The organism is Oceanobacillus sp. FSL W7-1309, from assembly GCF_038002145.1.
In the GTDB taxonomy this organism is placed as follows: Bacteria; Bacillota; Bacilli; order Bacillales; family Amphibacillaceae; genus Oceanobacillus; species Oceanobacillus profundus.
Window position 1 is genome coordinate 2,440,192 of the sequence record NZ_JBBOBX010000001.1, and the last position, 20,625, is coordinate 2,460,816.

General features: G+C 34.9%; 21 protein-coding genes. 13 read left to right on the forward strand and 8 right to left on the reverse strand.

The genetic code is table 11. From position 1 onward, the window contains the following. Positions 1-8 precede the first annotated feature (8 nt). Positions 9-1,307 carry an MFS transporter gene (locus NST46_RS11700; RefSeq protein WP_341137237.1) on the forward strand — a complete coding sequence of 433 codons (1,299 nt, stop codon included), beginning with the start codon at positions 9-11 and terminating at the stop codon, positions 1,305-1,307. A 238-nt stretch (positions 1,308-1,545) separates the two neighbouring features. On the opposite strand, the gene NST46_RS11705 is transcribed toward NST46_RS11700, so the two are convergent. The 6 genes from NST46_RS11705 to NST46_RS11730 form a co-directional block, all read right to left on the reverse strand. Further along, positions 1,546-2,739: an MFS transporter gene (locus tag NST46_RS11705; RefSeq protein ID WP_341137238.1), complete on the reverse strand. Its 1,194-nt coding sequence runs from the start codon at positions 2,737-2,739 to the stop codon at positions 1,546-1,548. Positions 2,740-2,742: 3 nt separating this feature from the next. Then, positions 2,743-3,885 carry an MGDG synthase family glycosyltransferase gene (locus NST46_RS11710; RefSeq protein ID WP_341137239.1) on the reverse strand — a complete coding sequence of 381 codons (1,143 nt, stop codon included), beginning with the start codon at positions 3,883-3,885 and terminating at the stop codon, positions 2,743-2,745. Between the two features lie 348 nt (positions 3,886-4,233). Beyond that, on the reverse strand, positions 4,234-5,112 hold the full coding sequence (locus tag NST46_RS11715; protein WP_341137240.1) for a sensor histidine kinase: 879 nt from the start codon (positions 5,110-5,112) through the stop codon (positions 4,234-4,236). Between the two features lie 50 nt (positions 5,113-5,162). Then, positions 5,163-5,912 (reverse strand): ABC transporter permease, encoded by a 750-nt coding sequence (locus NST46_RS11720; protein ID WP_303447721.1) that lies wholly within the window; start codon positions 5,910-5,912, stop codon positions 5,163-5,165. Further along, complete coding sequence (locus tag NST46_RS11725; RefSeq protein ID WP_303447719.1) at positions 5,909-6,823, reverse strand: ATP-binding cassette domain-containing protein; 915 nt, start codon at positions 6,821-6,823, stop codon at positions 5,909-5,911. The genes NST46_RS11720 and NST46_RS11725 overlap by 4 nt, the downstream gene beginning before the upstream one ends. A 95-nt stretch (positions 6,824-6,918) precedes the next feature. Beyond that, positions 6,919-7,596, reverse strand: coding sequence for a response regulator transcription factor (locus NST46_RS11730; RefSeq protein WP_303447717.1), 678 nt, complete (start codon positions 7,594-7,596; stop codon positions 6,919-6,921). A 280-nt stretch (positions 7,597-7,876) separates the two neighbouring features. Between NST46_RS11730 and NST46_RS11735 the strand changes: the two genes are divergently transcribed. The 3 genes from NST46_RS11735 to NST46_RS11745 all read left to right on the forward strand — a co-directional run bounded on the left by NST46_RS11735 (position 7,877) and on the right by NST46_RS11745 (position 10,953). Next, positions 7,877-8,860, forward strand: a complete 984-nt coding sequence (locus NST46_RS11735) for a tRNA dihydrouridine synthase (RefSeq protein WP_340003008.1) — start codon at positions 7,877-7,879, stop codon at positions 8,858-8,860. 286 nt (positions 8,861-9,146) lie between these two features. Beyond that, entirely contained in the window at positions 9,147-9,680 is a 534-nt protein-coding gene (locus NST46_RS11740) for a hypothetical protein (protein WP_341137241.1), read from the forward strand. Positions 9,681-10,242: 562 nt separating this feature from the next. Continuing rightward, positions 10,243-10,953: a class I SAM-dependent methyltransferase gene (locus tag NST46_RS11745; protein ID WP_341137242.1), complete on the forward strand. Its 711-nt coding sequence runs from the start codon at positions 10,243-10,245 to the stop codon at positions 10,951-10,953. Between the two features lie 266 nt (positions 10,954-11,219). Here NST46_RS11745 and NST46_RS11750 read toward each other — a convergent pair whose 3' ends face one another. Further along, positions 11,220-11,804 carry a PepSY domain-containing protein gene (locus NST46_RS11750; RefSeq protein ID WP_341137243.1) on the reverse strand — a complete coding sequence of 195 codons (585 nt, stop codon included), beginning with the start codon at positions 11,802-11,804 and terminating at the stop codon, positions 11,220-11,222. Positions 11,805-12,050: 246 nt separating this feature from the next. Continuing rightward, positions 12,051-12,674: a flavin reductase family protein gene (locus NST46_RS11755; protein WP_341137244.1), complete on the reverse strand. Its 624-nt coding sequence runs from the start codon at positions 12,672-12,674 to the stop codon at positions 12,051-12,053. A gap of 94 nt (positions 12,675-12,768) precedes the next feature. Here NST46_RS11755 and NST46_RS11760 point away from each other — a divergent pair, with 94 nt between their 5' ends. From NST46_RS11760 to NST46_RS11800, 9 genes are all read left to right on the forward strand, one after another. After that, entirely contained in the window at positions 12,769-13,449 is a 681-nt protein-coding gene (locus NST46_RS11760) for an ArsR/SmtB family transcription factor (RefSeq protein WP_341137245.1), read from the forward strand. 101 nt (positions 13,450-13,550) lie between these two features. Next, positions 13,551-14,474 carry a LysR family transcriptional regulator gene (locus NST46_RS11765; RefSeq protein WP_341137331.1) on the forward strand — a complete coding sequence of 308 codons (924 nt, stop codon included), beginning with the start codon at positions 13,551-13,553 and terminating at the stop codon, positions 14,472-14,474. Between the two features lie 110 nt (positions 14,475-14,584). Then, positions 14,585-15,223 (forward strand): HD domain-containing protein, encoded by a 639-nt coding sequence (locus NST46_RS11770; protein ID WP_095312730.1) that lies wholly within the window; start codon positions 14,585-14,587, stop codon positions 15,221-15,223. Positions 15,224-15,724: 501 nt separating this feature from the next. Beyond that, the gene (locus NST46_RS11775; RefSeq protein WP_445321727.1) at positions 15,725-17,122 is read left to right on the forward strand and encodes a right-handed parallel beta-helix repeat-containing protein; all 1,398 of its coding nucleotides are present in this window, start codon (positions 15,725-15,727) and stop codon (positions 17,120-17,122) included. A 186-nt stretch (positions 17,123-17,308) separates the two neighbouring features. Next, positions 17,309-17,782: a stress protein gene (locus tag NST46_RS11780; protein WP_341137246.1), complete on the forward strand. Its 474-nt coding sequence runs from the start codon at positions 17,309-17,311 to the stop codon at positions 17,780-17,782. Positions 17,783-18,034: 252 nt separating this feature from the next. Then, positions 18,035-18,370, forward strand: coding sequence for a hypothetical protein (locus tag NST46_RS11785; RefSeq protein WP_341137247.1), 336 nt, complete (start codon positions 18,035-18,037; stop codon positions 18,368-18,370). 62 nt (positions 18,371-18,432) lie between these two features. Then, positions 18,433-18,672: a hypothetical protein gene (locus NST46_RS11790; RefSeq protein ID WP_341137248.1), complete on the forward strand. Its 240-nt coding sequence runs from the start codon at positions 18,433-18,435 to the stop codon at positions 18,670-18,672. 176 nt (positions 18,673-18,848) lie between these two features. Then, positions 18,849-19,352, forward strand: a complete 504-nt coding sequence (locus NST46_RS11795; RefSeq protein ID WP_341137249.1) for a GNAT family N-acetyltransferase — start codon at positions 18,849-18,851, stop codon at positions 19,350-19,352. Between the two features lie 323 nt (positions 19,353-19,675). Continuing rightward, positions 19,676-20,506, forward strand: a complete 831-nt coding sequence (locus tag NST46_RS11800) for a dihydrodipicolinate synthase family protein (RefSeq protein ID WP_341137250.1) — start codon at positions 19,676-19,678, stop codon at positions 20,504-20,506. The last annotated feature ends 119 nt before the right edge of the window (positions 20,507-20,625 follow it).

The window sequence follows — 20,625 nt, forward strand, 5'->3', positions numbered from 1 at the left end:
GGAGTAATATGTCTCGTGAAACGAATGATTTGATCCAAAGTTATATAGATAATCCAGCGAAACAAAGACAATTATATAAACGTACATTAATCATCGTGGTTATTTCTCAAATGTTTGGCGGGGCAGGATTAGCTGCTGGAATAACAGTAGGGGCACTACTTGCTGAACAAATGCTTGGAACAAACGCATTTGCAGGGCTTCCTGCTGCTTTATTTACGTTAGGATCTGCAGGAGCTGCTTTAACAGTAGGGAGACTTTCTAACCGTTTTGGAAGACGTATGGGTCTAGCAACAGGATTTATAACAGGTGGACTTGGAGCAATAGGTGTTGTGTTTGCTGCTGTCTTAAATAGTGTATTTTTATTATTCGCTTCTCTACTTGTTTATGGTGCAGGTACTGCAACCAATTTACAAGCCCGTTATGCTGGTACAGACCTGGCTTCGAACAAACAGCGAGCAACTGCAGTGAGTATAGCGATGGTTTCAACTACATTCGGTGCAGTTGCAGGTCCCAACTTAGTAGAGGTGATGGGGAATGTCGCCCTTTCAATTGGTGTCCCAGAATTAGCGGGTCCTTTTATTTTATCCGCGACAGCATTTATAGTAGCAGGTATTGTATTATTTGCCTTTTTACGTCCTGATCCATTCATTATAGCGTTAAAAATAAATGAAAATAAGCAAAAAACAGAACCTAAAAAAATACCTGAGAAGAATCACCTAAACAAAAAACGAATTACAGTTGGTGCTCTCACAATGGTACTTACGCAAATTGTGATGATTGCTATTATGACAATGACACCAATTCATATGGGGCATCATGGTCATAGTTTAGGTGCAATTGGGCTTGTTATTGGCTTTCATATAGGTTCCATGTATCTTCCATCACTTTTCACTGGAATTCTTGTTGATAAGATAGGTCGAACCGCCATGGTAATTGCTTCTGGCGTTACATTACTCGCCTCAGGTATTGTAGCAGCGATTGCTCCGGGCGATTCTATATTTCTTCTGGTTGTTGCACTTTCATTACTTGGAATCGGATGGAATTTTGGTTTGATAAGTGGAACAGCTTTAATTGTTGATGCAACAGAACCTTTAACACGGGCCAAAACTCAAGGAACAGTTGATGTCTTTATAGCATTAGCAGGAGCGTCTGGTAGTGCCATGTCAGGAATGGTTGTCGCTGGTTCAAGTTACGAAATGCTATCACTTGCTGGAGGGGTTTTATCTTTAATCCTTATTCCGGTTGTGATTTGGTCTCATAAAAGTAAAGCTGTATTAACCTCGGACAAAAAAGTAAAAGAGTTATAAAAGGTATCTGTTGCAGTTGATATAACACTACGTATTCAATCTTTCTTTAAATGATTTTTTTACTTAAATATCATTTTATATTAGGGCTGGATCCAATATGGGTTCAGTCTTTTTTTAAATGTCGTGAATAACCAAATCCCAATACCTCATGTAATGTTTCATTTCTCTTTTTTCATTCCATTTCTTCTAATATTGCTTTTGACAACCATTGATTTGAATCTGGAAAACTCTATTTTATTTAAAGCAAGATGTTCTTCCTTCGAAAAAACAAAGCATAAAGTAAGTAAATGACTGCAGTTATGCCAAATATAGCTGCACTCACTTTTATCGTCGTTATGGTTTGGTTTTGGTTGGCTAAAACGCTGCCGATGGTTGGTCCAATCATGACACCAAAGCCTTGTAAGGCGGAGAAGATACCCCAGCCAGCTTCCTTTAAATTTTCAGGTATAAATCCAGCAATAAATGCATTCCAAGCTGGTAAGAATAAGGCGTAAAACAATCCGAGCGAAATGACGATTGCAAATGTAGCCACAATGTTAGGGCTCATAATTAGGATTAATAGCGACAGAGCAAACAAACAAAAACCAATAATAAAAAGGACGACTTTATTTGAAATTTTATCAACCAATTTTCCAATTGGAACAAGGAATAATAACGCACTTCCACCACCTAGCAACATTAATAAGGAATATTGATCCGTTGAAACGTGCAATACATTAATTGCGAATGCCGGGAGAATTGGGATAATCATTCCCATTGCAACACCCTGCAATAATAATCCAGGTACGACGGCTTTACTCTTTTTTATTAATGTAATGGTATTGTCTTTTTGTTCCTTAAGGTTAGAGAGCCGATATGATACGTCACCCTTATTCACAAGCGTATAAATTAGCCAGCCAAGTAGAATGAGTCCAGGAAGAAACCATAAAATATATTTAAAGTTGAATTGTAAATAATGGTTCATCGTTATTAACCCAGCGCCAATTCCAGCAAGCCAACCGAAATAGACAATACTAATATTTTGCCCACGCTGTTGTTTACCTGCTTTGGATAATAAAATGATCCATAGGGGGCAAATGCCAATTCCTAAAAATAAAGCACTGACAATCAGCGTGATACCATTCGTCCATATTGCCACCATCACTAGACCTATTATAGAAAAGGTAAAGCTTAGATGAATGACAACATTACTTCCAAATAGCTTCATGAAATAGCCAACAATTAAATTTGTCACGGAATCACCTATAAAGTGAATGGATATAGCTAGTCCAATGATTGTTAAAGCAATCCCCCCAGGGTGGATAGATAAACCTGGAAGGTAGCTAAAAACAAATGCCCCCCTAACAAATTCAATGAGAAAAAGAGGGATAATGAGTAATAAAAATTCTTGTCTTGCTGTGACATTAGCTGTGACATTTTTTAAGATATTCATTTGTTATACAAATTCCTTTATACGTTTTTCCTTTTGTTCTTCCAACATAGTGCTAACATCGTCACAAATAACCTTTGCAGCATGGGGATGATATAGGGATCTCATATTTTCTTTCATTGTCGTTTGCATCTGTTCCTGAGAAATGAGATTTGTGATCGTTTCGATTAATGAATCTGGATTGTCAACATTGATACAAGCACCTTTTTGTTCGAAAAATAGAGCATTTTCTCTTTCTTGACCAGGTACAGAACGGTAAAGAATTAATGGAACCTGCACTGCCAGCGCTTCACTTAATGTAATGCCGCCAGGCTTCGTAATCATCACATTTGATAGCTTCATTAAGTCGTCCATGTTATTCGTATAACCTAAAATTTTCACATGATTATTTTCTCCAAATTTACTAGTTAAGCTCATCTTTAATTTCTTGTTATGGCCACAAACGATGATAACTTGGTTGTCCTTTATTGCTAACAAGCGCTGGACGATATCGACCATATTTTTCATTACACCATGAGCACCAGCGGCAAGAAGCGTGACAGGCATATTTTTCTTTAATCCATAGGATTCGAGCAATCGATTTTTATCATCTTCACTTTCAAAACTAGACTGGATCGGTATGCCTGTAACTTTTATTTTTTCAGAAGAAATTCCTTTTCCAATCATTTCAGCTTTTAAATCATCGGAAGCGACATAATATCTACCAATCTCCTCATGTATCCAATTATTATGCAGGCCGAAGTCTGTTAACACATTAACCATTGGAATTGGTGAACCTGCTTTCTTTAAGAATTCCGGAACAACAGTCATTGGAAATGTATTGATAATGATATCGGGATTAAATTCTTTCACTAAATTTGCTAATGTCCTTCTGCCATAGTAATTGATGAAATCTAATGGAGAGACACTTTTTTCTTTCTTTCCCGCATAATAAAAACTGCCATATAGCTTCTGTCCATAGGTAAAACTCTTAATATATAAAAATTTAGTTGCTTTTGTTAATATTGGGTGTGCTTCTAAATATAAATCGGATTCTATTACTTCATTGCAGCCATACGCAATCAAAGTTTCCTTTAATGTATTAGAAACTTTCAAATGGCCATTACCGTAGCTTCCAGTTAAAATTAAGATTTTTGAGTTTTGTATCATCAAATCACCTTTCAGAAAACTAGTATGAGTGTGTTTGCCTAATAATATCAAAATTCAGTCAATACATTGTGATTATATCATATGAATATTAAGTTAGATTAAACAAATCGTAAATTTATTATAAGAAAGGACGGAGCTCTTGAGTTTTGTGATCTACAAGCTTGTAGCGAAAGCTGAGATCGTGTTTGAAAACAAATAACTCCGCATTATATCCTGGTTTTGTCGGAAATAATAAAGAGGTTGATAAGTTAATGTTGTACGTTATGAACAATGAGAATACGGAACAGGGTTTTATCAACTCACTCCGACGTGTTATTACATCTTTGCTACTAAGATGTGTTTACCCAACTAATTCCATTTTTTAAACGCAACATCGATTCTGAATTCATTTTTATGAATATCTGCAACTACTTTCCCGCCCTGTTTGTTGATAAGCTGTCTGACAATATGCAGGCCTAATCCAAGGTGCCCAGCTGTTCGGCTGTTATCCAATCTAAATGTTCGATCAAAAATTTGATTGATTTCAGTACGATTAAACTCGGTAACATCATTTATTGCTCTTAACCAGACATATTTCTCATCTTCAATTAAGGTAATGGTTAAATAGCTTTTTGCATATCGTAACGCATTTTGAATAATATTTGTCACAATTCGGTTTGTTGCCTTCTTGTCTGCAATAATGGGTGGTAAAACAACTTCATCCACATGTATGCTTAACTGGCTTTTTTCAAAATCGTCGTAAAACAGTAGCATAGCTTCTACGACAAGTTGATCTAAAAACTGCTGTTCCATTATCAATTGCTTGTCTTCAGAGTCGATCTGGGAAAGTTCATAGAATAGATCGACCATCATTGTGAGAGTGTCAATTTTCTTTTGAATAATAGCTAGAAACTCTTTCTTTTCTACTTCAGATAAAGATCGATCAGTTAGCAATTCCGAAAATCCTTTAATTGATGTTAAGGGCGTTCTCAAATCATGAGAGATATTAGTTATTTCTTGCTTTAGTTCTTTTTCTCTTCTGTGGGTGTACTGTTGATCTTCCTTAAATAATTGAATGAGCTGATTGATTTTGGCGGCAAATCGAATTAGGCTTTTACTATGTGTATTTGTGCGAACCAATTCATTTGTACCGAAATTTTCAATGATTTCTTCTAATTGGTTTGTCATCTTTTTGATATCCCAATGAAAAAGCAGAAGCATGCCGATATTAACAATTAGTAGTAACATCAAAGTAATGATTATCAACAAGCTACTCACTTCCATTCATCCCATCTCCATCAATCGATATTTTGTTTAGTGAACTTTCTCGCTCCTACTAGTAAAGAAACCACCGAAATAACGATGCCAACAACCCAGTAATGATAATCGAATTGAACTGCTTTGTTCAAGAAGTTCAATAGGTTTTCGTTTAATAGTGTACTGGGTGCATATTTGTATAGCTCATTTAATCCTGAAATCGGGCGAAGTAGCATCCGTAATAGATCACCAGAAAATATAAAGATGAATAGCAACGTGATAATGATATAGACTTCACCGAACTTCAACATTTTCAGCACATGAATTATAAAAAATCCACTGATCACAATCGGGAACATGTTTATACTAGCTGTCAAGAAATACCTGACTGATTGTTCCTCGCTAGCCAAAAGATTCTCTCCCAATCCAATCATTAAGAGAAGACCAACGGCACATATTGCCAGAAAGTAACTCAATGTTAGAATTAGCTTTGACCAAAAGATCGTGTTTCGAGATACACCAAAGGATACAGATTGTTTGATTAGAGACGTATCCTTGCCAGTAAGAGCCAAATTAAAGAGAAAGGCAACGATTATAATTAGTACCCCACTACCAATTACGTTCGAATAAAAAAACAAACTAGTAGCGTAGGGGAAATTCTGATCTTGTTTCCCGGAATAGTACAAGACAGCCGCTGCTGCAGCAATTAACACTAAACAGATAACACTCGTAATATGAAGTCCTTTTTTGTGTAATAAACGATAATTTTCGCTTTTTAAATAATTAATCATTTTTCATTCCCCTCCACTAATCCTAAGAAGTACTCTTCCAAATTCAGTGCCTCCATACGAAACTCCATTACTAACACACCATTGTCGACTAAGAGGCGATTGATTTCGCCGCCCTCCTCTACATGATTTTGGATGGTTATGATATGATTAGGAAGGACTTTATACTGAATATCAGCATAGGTTTGTTCCAACAATCGTGATGTCTTTGCTGCATCATCGACTTTAAGTTGAATTTGCTTCTTGCTTTTATCGTTTAAATTCTCCTTGCTTAAATCATCGACAATTACACCATTTTTGATAAATACAAAACGTGTAGCTAGTAATTGTAGTTCAGTTAAAATATGGCTGGAAACTAAAATCGTTATTTGTTTTTCTTGATTTAACCTCAATAATAAATTACGAATCTCTATAATCCCTTCAGCGTCTAAACCATTAATTGGTTCATCTAGCACTAGACAATCTGGACTGCTTAGCAGGCAAAGGGCGATCCCTAAACGTTGCTTCATTCCCATCGAGTAATCTTTAAATCGTTTCTTCTTTTGATTTGCTAAACCAACGATTTGCAAAACCTCATAAATGCGTTTCTTTTCAATAACGCCGCGTTGAATTCGAAAATACTCTAGATTTTGAGTTGCAGTAAAATCTGGGAAGAATTCAGGTGTTTCTATCATAAAACCCATTCTTTTTTTTGAGTGAATCATCTCTTTGCCTGATTTTCCAAATAAGTGAATGTCTCCTCCAGTTGGCATTAGTTGTCCCGCAAGCACTTTAAAAAACGTCGATTTTCCAGCGCCATTCTTACCAATTAATGCACAAATTTCTCCTTTTCTTAATGAGAAATCAAGGGGTTTGATGATTTCTTCTTCTTTAAAGGTCTTTTTTAATTGATATGTTTGAATAATGGTATCCATTTTGTTGACTCCTTCACTAAATTTCTTGATATATTTAGTTTAGCTTAGGTGCCTTTAATTTCCCTTAAACAAAACATAAAGAAATCATAAAGAAATTACACCAGCATGAAGCCTACTCCCCATATTGTCTTTATATACTCATCAGAAGTGATTTCGGCCATTTTTTTGCGAAGATTTGAGACATGAACACTAATCGTATTATCATCACCTAAATAGGTACCTTTCCAGATGCTTTCATAAATCTCCCTTTTGGAAAAGGCATGCTCTGGATGACTTACAAATAAGGACAAAATATCAAATTCTGCATTCGTCAATTGCAGCTCTGTGTTATCTAAAGAGACAGATAGTTTTTCAGGTTGAATCTTAAGTCCGCGCCATACATTCTCCGCTGTTCGTGATGTAATGGTTGATTTTCGTAATTGAACTTCAACTCTGGCAAGAACCTCTTCTTGATTAAAGGGTTTGGTTATATAATCGTCTGCCCCCATTTTCAATACGTGCACTTTATTTTCTATATCAACCTTGGCTGAAATCACAATTATGGGGATGGAATTCTCTTCTCTGATCTTTTTTATTAATTCCTCTCCACTCTTACCTGGTAACATTAAGTCTAATAAGATTAAATCGAACTTATTATTTTGTAGTTGCAGGAGACCTTCAGTGCCAGAATAAGCCGCAATCGAATCCAATTCTTTTTTTGTTAAAATAACGCTTAGTAGTTTACTTATTTCTTGATCGTCTTCAATTATTAAAATCCTTTTCCCTTCATTCATAATCATCACCCGTCTTTTTCCTATTGATTATAACTAATTATAGCTTATTTTGTTTGACTAAATTAGGGAATGTTGGTGCAGGTTGGAGAGTCGAAATTCGGAATAGCTTATTTTAAACGTACATCAGGTGTCTAATTAAAATAAAATAACTCCTACTCGGATTGATAAAAAGTACTTAAACATGGTATAAATATAAAAGGAGCAGGAGCCATTTTCTGCTTTTTAATTTTGTGGTAAGGGTTTGTCCTGGTTTCCCGGAATGAGAGGATTTGAATTTGAAATGGTAGATAATTTTTGGCGTGATTTACCACGACCGTTTTTTATATTGGCACCAATGGAAGATGTGACGGATGTTGTTTTTCGTCATGTTGTAAGTGAGGCAGGTAGACCCGATGTGTTCTTTACAGAGTTTACAAACTCGGAGAGCTATTGTCACCCAGATGGGAAACAAAGTGTCCGTGGGCGTTTGACTTTTACAGAGGATGAACAACCGATTGTAGCCCATATATGGGGCGATAAGCCTGAATACTTTAGGCAAATGAGTATTGGTATGGCGGAAGAAGGATTTAAAGGGATCGATCTCAATATGGGCTGTCCTGTACCAAATGTGGCAGGGAAAGGGAAAGGTTGTGGCCTTATCCGCCGTCCGGAAGTTGCAGCAGAGCTAATACAAGCCGCAAAAGCAGGTGGATTGCCTGTAAGTGTGAAGACAAGGCTTGGTTACACGAATGTAGACGAATGGCGCGACTGGTTGACACACGTCTTGGAACAAGACATTGTTAATCTTTCCATCCATCTTCGTACGAAAAAGGAAATGAGTAAAGTAGATGCTCATTGGGAATTGATTCCGGAGATTAAGAAACTTCGTGACGAGATAGCGCCAGATACGCTTTTGACGATCAACGGGGATATTCCTGACCGTCAAACTGGCTTGGAGCTTGCCGAGAAATATGGTGTTGATGGGGTTATGATTGGGCGTGGAATTTTTCAAAATCCGTTTGCCTTTGAAATGGAGCAGAAAGATCATAGCAGTCAGGAACTGCTTGAACTTTTAAGACTGCATCTGGATCTCTTTGATAAATATTCAGCAGTAGAACCACGTGCGTTTAAGCCTCTACGTCGTTTCTTTAAAATATATGTCCGCGGGATTCGCGGTGCAGGCGAGTTAAGAAATCAATTGATGAGCACAGAGTCAACAGATGAAGTGCGTGCATTGCTCGATAAGTTTGAGGGAAAGCGTACTGAGGGTACAGGGGAAATTTAGATTTTTACCAATTTATGGTAAAAATTAAAGTGGGGCGTTTAAAGAATGTGCTTCTACAGTTAGCGTCTATATAAGCTGTTAATTGGCATGTGTGAATACGGTAATCATCCGTGTTCACGCATGCCAATTTGTATTTTAAACGTTTGTTGTAGGAAGTTATTTTATTATTCTGGGGCTATAGCCTGCTTCCTGAATAAAATTACATAAATAAATCATTAATCCATAAAATAAGCCTGAAAATTAGGAGGGATTTTGTGGATTATATAGAATATCGGGATAAATTTATGTGAAGACAGAAGAATTTAATGGGCTTATATCGAACTACTGGAACGATTATTCCAATTTTGGTACATGGCAGTTCTGGGTAACGTTGCTGGTTTTTATTCTTCCACTGGTTCTGCTTTTCTTTGCAGTGGATCGAAGTAGAATTTTTGAAGTATTTTTCTTTGGCTTTATGGTACATATTTTATGGACTTATGCCAGTATAATTCTTGAAAGATATAATTTCATGTTTCATACATTCTTTCTCGCACCGGCACTGCCATACTCTTTGAATATAACAGTGTCCATTCTTCCTGTTGTTTTTTTACTTCTATATCAATATACAACAAAGCATAGGAAGAATTTTTACGTATATGCTATTCTGTTAAGTGCAGTGTTTGCATTTGGTTTTGCAACACTGGAAGAATGGATGGGCTTATTGGAGCTTCATAAGGGAACTAATAATTTCCACATTTTTCTTGTCGATCTTGCAGTAGTCTTTATATCCTACTGGGTTACATTGTTTATAAAAAGTTTAAAAGATAACAATGTCAAATGAAAACGCAACCTTACCTACTCAAATGCCATTATAAATAAAAAAAGCCGTCTAAATTTAGATGAATTTTTATTTATAATGGCAAGTTTACCTTGAAATTTTAAGATGTTTCTAATATATGGCAAGATAACTATGTGATATTATGTACTTAAAGGAAAAGCATAGTGAAACTTCAATTTTTTCTAATTCGTATATAAGGTATAAAGGTATATATATCTAATTATTTATCAGAACATTAAAATTAATAGGACTTCCACTATGCTACAGATTTTATTCCCATGCTATCTATAGTTTCTTTAGTTATATGGATTGTGGTGACCCGAAAACTTGCAAAATCTTTTTAAAAGAAGAACGGACAAAAAATAGTAACTTTAATGTCTGCGAGTGCCTTATGTACTTCGTGAAAGATTCAGATTATATTGCTGAATTTAAAGGCGATATTATCAGTATTATCATTCTAATTATAAATTTAGCAAGGCTATAAAGAAACCAGATGATAAAACTATTGAAAAATTGAATTTATAATTATGAAATCATTTATCAGGAATCTAAAGGAGGGAATTAAATGAGTAATACTACAAGAGACATTTATAATAAACTAGCTCATACCTATCAGAACGATATTGATGAAGGGAGTCCTTATAACGCTTATTATGAACGTCCAGCTATGTTAGCGGCTTTACCCACCGAGTTAAATGGAAAAAAAGTTCTTGATGCTGGTTGTTCGGCTGGATGGTATGCTTCGCAATTATTGCAGCAAGGAGCGGAAGTTACTGGTATAGATGTAAGTCCTGAAATGGTAAAGGCAGCAAAGCATCGTTTAGGGGAAGAGGCTACATTCCTTTGTCAAGATCTTCAAGAACCCCTTCCGTTTAAAAATGGTTCCTTTGATGTGATTATAAGCTCACTTACACTTCATTATCTAAAGGATTGGACTTACACATTTCACGAATTCAACCGCATTCTAAAAGCAGAAGGAACTTTTTTATTTTCGCTTCATCATCCTTTTATGGATTATACAAGATTCGATTGTGAGGATTACTTTAAAACACAATACTTATCAGAAACTTGGCACAAACCTAATATTACAATTGATGTTAGCTTCTACAGAAGACCCATGCAAAGCATCGTAAATGAAACAACTGCTTTTTTCAACCTCGATAAACTGATTGAACCTAAACCGCAAAAAAAGATGAAAGAAGTAAAAGAAAAATCGTACTACTATCTAATGACCAGCCCTCATTTCCTAATAATAAAAGCTACGTCCAAAAAATAAATCTAACTATAAGATTGGGTATCTGATATTCTGCAAATGGGTGTTTTAGTGAAAGAAGGAAATGTAGTTTTTCATAAAAAGTTGTAGGTTATTGAGTTGTTCTTCAAAATTTAATAACAGGGATGAAAATGTGAGCAAAAATAGATTGAGGATGAAACATGGACATAGGTAATACGGATGCAAGCATTAAACAAGTTGTTCATCAAAACGAATGGAGAACATTTTCATCCTAAAGTGAAGAGTGCACTTTAGGATGGTGCTTTTCATTAAAGGTTGCCGTTGAATACCTGTCCATGATCGTTCACATCAATGATTTTCAGAAGGTTGTCATGTTTTACGAAAATGGTTTTAAAGTGCTTTTTTCCCTCTTCGTCAACAAGGAACATGATGCGATTTCCTGGATTGTCAGTAACCAGATGAAAAGACAAATCTTCTGCGTTTACCTGATCAATAATGGTGTCGTACTCTTCAAGTGAAGTAACATTAGCTGATTCAATCGAATAGTTACTATCATCAAAAGAGCGTTTCTGTCCAGCTACTTCCTGTTTTTCTTCTTCTACAGTATTTTCAATTTCCTGCCCTACAATTTTCCCTGTTGTTGCATCAATGTTAAATTCATACTCGTTTACGCTGCTTTCGATTTGAACTGCATAATAATTTTCATCCTCTTCGAAAGAAAGGTCCACTTCCTGCACGAATCCTTCCACTTTTTCGAATACTGTCTGGATGGCTTGTTCTGCGGTAAATGCTTGATTATCCTTGATGTTATTGTCATCCGATGCCCCCACAACAGCGGCACCACCCAAAATGACTGTTGCTGCTGCTGTTCCAATCAAAAGATTTCTTTTCAAAATACTTCCTCCTTTATTTGTTTTACGCATTAATATTAACTTTTAAAAGTAAGAGAAGAATGATAAGAATATTAGAATTTGATTAGAATTGGAAAGAATACCAAGAATGTATTTTAAATAAAGAGTGCATGAAGATCGTGAGAAGTATTCCTAAGATGAATGACAGATGATAATTCATCTGTCATTCACGAATACCTTTAATCAATTTTTTTAAAGATAGAGCGTGATTATGAAAAATGAAACCTATCAAGTTTCTGAACGGAACGTTTTTCCTACTTCTCTTCCTAATTCAAAGTAATGCCTAAAATTATAAATTAGCGGACTCCATTTTGATGGATTGATATAATTTTCATTTTGTATAATACTTTCATTAGCATGGAAATGTAATACTTGTGTTTCAACAATAGCAAACAATGAATTATATTCAGGGATGCGAATATTTTTAACTGCTGCTTCAATTTGAATTTGGCATTCTTCAATACGAGTAGGTAAAACAGTTTTTGATTTTAAAGGTGTTAACTCTGCTGATACATATTTATCCTTTTTATAAGTGAATCCAATCTCTTTCTTATAAGATGGTACATTCTTTTTACCAGTGTAAGAAGAGATTTTTTCAATGTTTTCCCAAAGGTTTGGGCTGGGTAAATTGATGACACACTCTTTATGTCTATCTAAGTTTTCTATAGCTTTTCCTTCAAGCCCTATTCCGAGAACAATGCAGTCACCTAATGCCCAAGAAGAAGACATTGGGCTAATGTTCGTTGTTCCATCTTCATTTAACGTGTTAAGAAGCAGTGTTGGTGTCCCATAATACATAATGTTAGGTTTTATTTCTTTAAAACTATCTGTATCCTTTTCTTTAATAATCAAGTGTTTTCTTCCTCCTTTAAATTTAGCTCACAATTGGATTATAATAGAATAACATTTCCACTATCATCGAAATATGAATGCGAGGAGAATAAAAGTGAATCCGAATATCTCAAAAATAGCTTCGCTAATATCTGATCCAACTCGCTCTTCTATTCTGCTTAGTCTTATGGATGGAAGAATACATCCTGCTAGTGAACTGGCTTATACTGCAAAAGTAAAACCTCAAACGGCTAGTTTTCACCTGCAAAAAATGCTTGAAGCAAATCTTGTTAGTGTGGAAAGGCATGGAAGACATCGTTATTATAAGTTGACTAGCAGTGACGCAGCAAAAGTGATTGAGCAGATGTTAATTATCTCACCGAACTCTCCTGTAACCTCATTAAGGGATTCAAGAGAAAAAAGTGCTATACATTTCGCTAGAACTTGTTACGATCATTTAGCTGGTTATATTGGTGTGCAAATTACAAATTCTTTAATAGAACAAGGTTTTATAAAAAAGGTAGATATGAATTATGAGGTAACATCAGAAGGCTTCCAATTTTTTCAGGAGTTTGGAATTGATTTAGAAGAACAAAAGAAAAAGCGTAGAGCATATGCCCGGTGTTGTCTAGATTGGAGTGAGCGTGAGCATCATATTGCGGGAGCTCTGGGTAATGCGTTGCTACTAAAGATGCTCGAATTAAAATGGATAACACGTATGCCTAAAATACGTGCTATTAAAGTAACGCCAAGCGGAAAAGTTGAATTACAGAAACATTTTAAAATGCAATTATGAAGATGATCTTTAACCTTTTGAAGAAATAGGAATGGATGTAATTTATAATAGGTTCTAAGTTATGTCTTCAAACTAAAAAAGGGAAAAAGGAGTGAAATGCTATCGAACTACGACATTTAGAATATTTTTTAATGATTTGTAAAGAACTGCATTTTACAAGAGCAGCTGAAAAATTAGGAATTTCCCAACCAACTTTAAGCCATCAAATTAAGATGCTAGAACAAGAGGTAGGATATCCACTATTTAACCGTGTTGGCAAGAAAATTGAGCTTACAAAGGTTGGGGAGATTGTACAACAAGAAGCATTGAATATTAAAGGTTCGCTGCAAAGCATGTCGTCTCAAATTGAAGCATTTACGAAAGTGGAAATCGGAGAATTGAAAATTGCTGTGTTACCAGGAGAAATAACCGATTTGGTATCAACTTTGTGCATTCAATTTAACCAGCTATATCCGAACATTAATGTGTCCATCCTAACTACTGATCAGGTGGAAAAGGCCGTTCTAGAAAATCGAGCTGATTTTGGTATTAGTTTTCAACTTAATCAATGTGATAGGTTGCAAGTGACGAAGCTGTATGATGAAGAATTTTACCTGATTAGTAATCAGCGCAATGAAGAGGATCGGGTTTCATTTTCCACAGTTTCAGAATTGCCTCTGATTTTATTTCCAAATATGCATCAATGCAGAAAAATACTTGATATAGCGAGTAAGGAGGTTGGCAAACAATTACATCCTATTGTGGAAACATCTAGTATTCAATCTATCTTGAATCTAGTCCGAAGTGGTGTTGGCCGTAGTGTTGTTTCACGTACATTATATGAGTTTTATGACACAGGGGATTTATTTTTTCAGCATATTGAGAAACCGGTTTTGGCAAAGGAAGTTTATCTAGTGATGAAAAAGAATTGTTTTATTAATTATGCAGCACGTAAATATATTACGTTATTAGTACGTGAAATCGAAAAACTGCATTTTCCCACAGAGAAAGATGCGGTTACTTCTATACAGAGCTCTGTATTATAGTTTTTATCTATCATTATGATAGATATGATGTAATAGACAAATGATGAAGTCCTCTTTACAATGAAGACAACTCATGGAATGAGAAATTATATTGTAAAGGGGTTTTAATCATGCAACAAACAATAGCAGGTATCAAAATTCCAGATTCCAGGTTGGCAAAAGATGCAGCCGATATATTACGTGAGTATGGGAATGACCTATTGTGGAATCATTCCAATCGTGTATTCTTATTTGGTGCAGTAAACGGGGAAAAAGCGAAGCAGAATTATGATTTAGAGTTATTATACATTAGTGCTTTATTCCATGATTTAGGCTTGACTAAAAAATACAGTAGTGCAGATTTACGGTTTGAAGTAGATGGTGCAAATGCAGCAAGAAGTTTCCTCCAGCAGTATAAAATTCCAAATGATTCGATTCAGCTTGTATGGGATGCGATTGCTTTGCATACAACACCCGGAGTTGCTGAGCATAAAGAATCTGAAGTTGCATTGCTCTTTCATGGCGTTGGTTTAGATGTTATGGGTGATGGCTTTGAACAGTTCCCGGAAGACTTGCGTGAAGATATTATAAAAGCGTTCCCTCGTAACAATTTCAAAAAGGAAATTATTCCAGCGTTTTATGATGGATTTAAACATAAACCCGAAACAACTTTCGGCAATATGAAAGAAGATGTTGTTCAATATTTTAGACCTGAATATAAAAATAAGAATTTCTGTCAATGCATTTTACATTCCCCGTGGTCAGAATAAGCAATTGAATTGACAGAAGGTTAACGATAATCTACTTAAAAGTCGGTTTCCACTATCAATTCGATTATACTATTAATAAAAAATAGTCAAAAGTAAGGGCAGATTCGATAAGAATTTGCCCCACTCCTTTAATGTAATCCTTCAATCCATTGTGCAATAAGTGTCTCAAGCTTCCTTTTTCCAACCTCTTTTCCTACTGCTCTCTATTAAGAAACACGCTTTACATTTCAGTAGAGTGATGAAACAAAATCTATTGATAACTCTCTGCAACATGCCAGTCCCAACTGTTAAATAATCAGCTAGAGGGAGTTCCATATAGGAACTCTCTGAATGAATTTACTAGGTAGTACATTGAAAAATGATATACTGAAAATAGTTAACAAAAACTTTGTGATCAAATTCACTTAAACTATAAGGGCGGTTTATTGGGAGAAAATAGATTAGATGACTAATTTCCCTTATTAAAGAGAATAGAGATGTATATGAGAAGGGAATGTTTTAATGAAGATAATCTATTTTATCCTCTTGGCTGCAGCTGCTATCATGATTGTTTTTGTCTTTAGCAATATATTTGATAAGCAAGATCAAGCTATTTACGTTGCTAAAAATGGGGATGATCAAAATGCTGGTACAAAATCAAAACCATTTCGCACACTAAAAAAAGCAGCGTCAGAAGCAATTGCGGGGACTACCGTCCACATACGAGAAGGAAAGTATAATGAAAAGCTTGTTGTTAAACATAGTGGCACCAAATCAGAACCAATTACTTTTAAATCCTACAACAATGAGAAGGTTGTTCTAAGTGGGATAGATCTAAAGGATGCTGAAGGGGATACATCCTTAGTTACGATAAATAGTAAAAACTACGTGACGATTAGTGGACTAATTATCCAGGATTTATCTACTGATTTGGCAGATGAAACAGTGATGGGGATTTATGTAACAGGATCTAGCAACCATATTAAATTAGAAAATAACAATGTGCAGCGGATTGAAACCAATGCAGATGATGGGAATGGCCATGGGATCGCTATATACGGAACAGATCCAATGAAGGATATAAATATTTTGAATAACACGATAGAAGATTTAAAACTCGGTTCAAGTGAATCTCTTGTTCTAAATGGAAATATTGACGGTTTTAAAGTGGAAAATAACATAGTTCGCAGGAGTGATAATATTGGGATTGACCTGATTGGTTATGAAGGCGTCTCTAATGATAGAAAGATGGACTACGTGCGCAATGGAGTAGTAAAAAATAATCAAGTTTATGAAATATCCTCTTACGGCAATCCGTCTTATGGGGAAGATTACTCTGCTGGCGGAATTTATGTAGATGGTGGAAAGAATATAATCATTGAAAAGAATACGATTTATAAAAGTGATATTGGAATTGAAGCAACCTCTGAGCATGCTAAAAAATACGCTGATAACATTAAGATAATGAACAATATTATTTACGACAACTTTTACACTGGGATATCGATTGGTGGGTATGATGAAAATCGGGGTGGTACAATAAATTCTACTATCTCAAAAAATATTCTTTATCGAAATGACACGAAGGGGCTGGGTGGGGGACAGCTTTTATTACAACATGATACAAAAAACAATGTAATAGAAAGAAATATATTAACCGCTGGGCCATCACGGATTTTTATTGCCAACGATTTTATAACAAATCAAGAGAATAAACTGCAAAAGAATGTATTTCATAAAGAGAAAGAAGAAAAGGGTATTTGGATATGGAAAGAGGAAGAATATACATCTTTTCCTAAATTCAAAAAGGCTTCAAAAAGTGATGAGCAATCCATTTATTTAGATCCAAGGTATCAAAATGCAAATAAATATGATTTTAGGCTGAAAAAGGATTCACCCGCAAGAAAAATTGTAGACTAATTTTGTATTCTAATAATCTAGCTCTTTTAGATTTTAAAACGGCGATTACTACATATAGGCTTTGTTATTATTTTTCATTGTTTTTCCTAGATGTATATAAATGTTAAATCATCCTCTTTATTTTGTTTTAAATTTAAGATAACGGGTAGAGGGCTATGTAAAACAAAAATTAAAGGAGGAGATCGAATGAGAAAAGCGAAACGAGTTGTTGTAACTTCTGCATTAGGGATAGCCGTGTTAGCGACGCCATTAGCTCTGCCGACTTTAGGGGGTTCTACAGGTTCCGCAGAGGCAGCAGAGGTCAGTGGAGAAATAACTGTTGATCCTGTGGCTATTGGACAAGCTATTGAAGATGCTAAGAAATCAGCTGACAATAGAAGTGGCTTTGTAAAGGGAGCGATGGAAAAAGCATTCTTTGAAGCAGGCCAGCAATATAATGTAATGGTGATGAATTTGAGTCAAGGTTATAATTCCAATCAATTGCAAGGTGTACACTTCTTTGATACGGTAAATTACGATGGCATTACATTCGGAGTCTGGGTGTTTGAAGAAGGAACATTCATTAACGAAGGTGATGGAGGTTACGATAATTGGGCCTTCAGAGGTTGGTTTGAACGAACTGGACACGACGAGAAAACGGTCAATTTTCATAGACCTTAAATACAAATAGAATTGAAGATGAAGATGGAGTAGTGTCGGGAAAATGCAGGTTTACAAAGTTAAGGAAATCCAAATAACAAAAGCCAGATTTCTCGCACTGAGAAATTTGGCTTTTGTTACTTTAAAGTACTACCCTTCACCAAATGAAACACATTTTTGAAATATAAAGTAGGATTCCAATTAATGATAATTTAAAAATCAATATTATGTTATTATGGAACTGGACTGATTAAAAAAGGAAGGCAATGCAGAATGGAATTCAATTTTGGTGATTTTGCTATCGTTCTCCCCCCTTTACACATTACGATTATCGCAATAATTATTATTTTCTTTTTAGTAAGGTGGAGCAGGCAATTAGAAACAAGACGTTTTACGGTCTTCTTATATTTTTTGATTAGCACTTACATTGCTCCGGTTTTCTATCGCAGTACAGAAGAAGGTGTTTTTGAGCTGTGGATTCCCCTGGGGTTTATAGTCGTTTTCTTTTACTTGTTTCGCAACAAAAGAAGCCATCCATCTAAAGTGAAGGCAAGTCTTTTAGGGTTTTTCATAGCATTATATCAGTTAATTCTTCAATATATCGGGTAGTTTTTAATTCTACTAACAGGTAACTATTACATAGAGCTATTTTAAGAATTTGGAGTGATATGATGGCACGATATTATATTGCAGTGACATATGATGTTTGCGAACATGATAATCTATATCAAGATATGAACGAATATCCTTTAGATTTGTCCATTGATATAGATAAGCAAATAAAGGAATTTGCAAAAATGGATGTAGCTCCCTTAATAAAGATTTATGAATCAGATACAAGTGATCTTAAAGAGTTAAGATTGTACAGAGAGTATAAATTTAAGGAATATGAATGTAGTTGTAAACAGTAGCTTTTTATTAGGATAAGAATGGATAGAACGGGATCATCAATCGATGGTCTCTTCTTTCTGGCAAATTTCAGAAATTTGCAATTAAAATGTTGTTTATTATGATATTATTTTTTTATAGATATGAACGGAGTGGGACTGTTTAAGAAGAATTTTAAAATGGAAAGAAGGTTTTGAGATTGGCAATTATCTCTGAAAGACTGGTATTTCGTCCCTATAATGATGGTGATTTTGAATTTCTTATGTCCTTGCTGTCGGATCCTGAAGTAGTCAGATACATTGGAAACGGAAAAACAAGGGATAGAAACGGTGGTAAGGACTTTTTAAATTGGATTTCTAATACATATGAATTTTGTGAATATATGGGTTTAATGGTTTTAGTTAATAAAGAAGATAATACTTTAATTGGACATGCGGGTTTAGTTCCACAAACAATTGATGGTAATAAGGAAATCGAAATTGGTTATTGGATATCTCGTAAATATTGGGGAAAAGGATACGCAACAGAATCAGCTAAGGCATTATTAAAATATGGAAATAAACAATTTGACAGACAACGATTTATCGCATTGATTCAACCTAATAATTTTTCTTCTCAAAAAGTAGCAATAAAACTAGGAATGGAAATAGATAAAAAAATTATATTAGGTGGGAAAGATGTAAATGTATATGCTACTAAGTAGGCAATGTTTGTTTACTATTAGTGTAATAACAGGGGTGCAGCTTGTTAAACACTATAATGAGAAATAAGGATTAAGGAGGTGTAAGAACTTCTTAACCCTTTTCAAGGCGTTGTAAAATAAATTCCTATTAGTGTTAGGGATTGGGTTACTGAATATAAAGTATAATATTCATCCATAAGAAGAAATCTACTCTCTATAATAATTATATATTGAATAGCAAATACCCATGACTAAATTTAGAGGAATTATTGCTCTTTTTATAGAAATGAAATCATTAGGTATTAAACTATCTTGTAGATATAAAGAATAAAGGAGATAAAATAATGCTATCAGAAAAAGTCCATATTGCTGTGCCAACAGCTTTTTTTGAAGATGAATCTGTAAATATTCAAGGGACAATCAGCCATATAAGAGACCTGTTTAAAAAAGGAGTAAAATCTGTTCTTGTCTCTGGTAGTACTGGAGAACAGCATAGTCTTAGCCTCCAAGAGAAAATTGAAATAATAAATGCTTTAGAACTGGAAGTAGAACTTATTGGTAATATGGAAATTATATTTGGAGTGGCTTCAATTAGACAGAAAGAGGCAGAGGAATTAGCTGAGAAGATTCGTCATACAAAAATATCTGGTATCATGCTTGGGTATCCGCCGTATGTTTTACCTACACAAGAAGAAGCATGCGTTTATGCAAAGAGGATTATACACCTTAGTAATAAACCTACAATTTTATATAACAATCCAAAAAGGACTGGATTTGATTTATCAGAAAAAAGTATTATTCAATTAAGTAAGGTAGACTTAGTGATTGGCATAAAAGATGCTGGCAATAAAGAAAAAGTTGAACGAATAAAAAATGGTATCCATAGAAATGATTTTTATTTTTATGCTGGTGGAGAAGTGGGTGTAGAAGAAAAAGTATTACATGGATATGATCGTCTTTCTTCTATTGCTGGGAATGTTTCCCCGGCAGAAATTAGTCAATGGTTTCAAAAACTGCTCATGAAGCAAAAAGTAAGCAAACAAGAAAGCGATACAATAGAAAATATAATGGAACAAGTTTTTCAAGGAAATGCTATTGTAAATCTGAAGAAAATAATAAATCATAAAGGTATTCCAATAGGGATTTGCAGGAGCCCAATAGGAAATATTTATTAGATGGGAATAAGGAGCTGCAGCAGCTGTTTCGGAAATTCTTAAGAGTACGGTAAATAATCCAAAAGAGATGTTTGCTCTATGCTTGCATCTCTATTTAGGTACTCATATATTTCTAAATT

Coding starts and splice junctions, on each gene's coding strand:
- NST46_RS11700 (WP_341137237.1), top strand. CDS start 9: ATGTCTCGTGAAACGAATGATTTGATCCAAAGTTATATAGATAATCCA.
- NST46_RS11705 (WP_341137238.1), bottom strand. CDS start 2,739: ATGAATATCTTAAAAAATGTCACAGCTAATGTCACAGCAAGACAAGAA.
- NST46_RS11710 (WP_341137239.1), bottom strand. CDS start 3,885: ATGATACAAAACTCAAAAATCTTAATTTTAACTGGAAGCTACGGTAAT.
- NST46_RS11715 (WP_341137240.1), bottom strand. CDS start 5,112: ATGTTACTACTAATTGTTAATATCGGCATGCTTCTGCTTTTTCATTGG.
- NST46_RS11720 (WP_303447721.1), bottom strand. CDS start 5,912: ATGATTAATTATTTAAAAAGCGAAAATTATCGTTTATTACACAAAAAA.
- NST46_RS11725 (WP_303447719.1), bottom strand. CDS start 6,823: ATGGATACCATTATTCAAACATATCAATTAAAAAAGACCTTTAAAGAA.
- NST46_RS11730 (WP_303447717.1), bottom strand. CDS start 7,596: ATGAATGAAGGGAAAAGGATTTTAATAATTGAAGACGATCAAGAAATA.
- NST46_RS11735 (WP_340003008.1), top strand. CDS start 7,877: ATGGTAGATAATTTTTGGCGTGATTTACCACGACCGTTTTTTATATTG.
- NST46_RS11745 (WP_341137242.1), top strand. CDS start 10,243: ATGAGTAATACTACAAGAGACATTTATAATAAACTAGCTCATACCTAT.
- NST46_RS11770 (WP_095312730.1), top strand. CDS start 14,585: ATGCAACAAACAATAGCAGGTATCAAAATTCCAGATTCCAGGTTGGCA.
- NST46_RS11775 (WP_445321727.1), top strand. CDS start 15,725: ATGAAGATAATCTATTTTATCCTCTTGGCTGCAGCTGCTATCATGATT.
- NST46_RS11780 (WP_341137246.1), top strand. CDS start 17,309: ATGAGAAAAGCGAAACGAGTTGTTGTAACTTCTGCATTAGGGATAGCC.
- NST46_RS11785 (WP_341137247.1), top strand. CDS start 18,035: ATGGAATTCAATTTTGGTGATTTTGCTATCGTTCTCCCCCCTTTACAC.
- NST46_RS11790 (WP_341137248.1), top strand. CDS start 18,433: ATGGCACGATATTATATTGCAGTGACATATGATGTTTGCGAACATGAT.
- NST46_RS11800 (WP_341137250.1), top strand. CDS start 19,676: ATGCTATCAGAAAAAGTCCATATTGCTGTGCCAACAGCTTTTTTTGAA.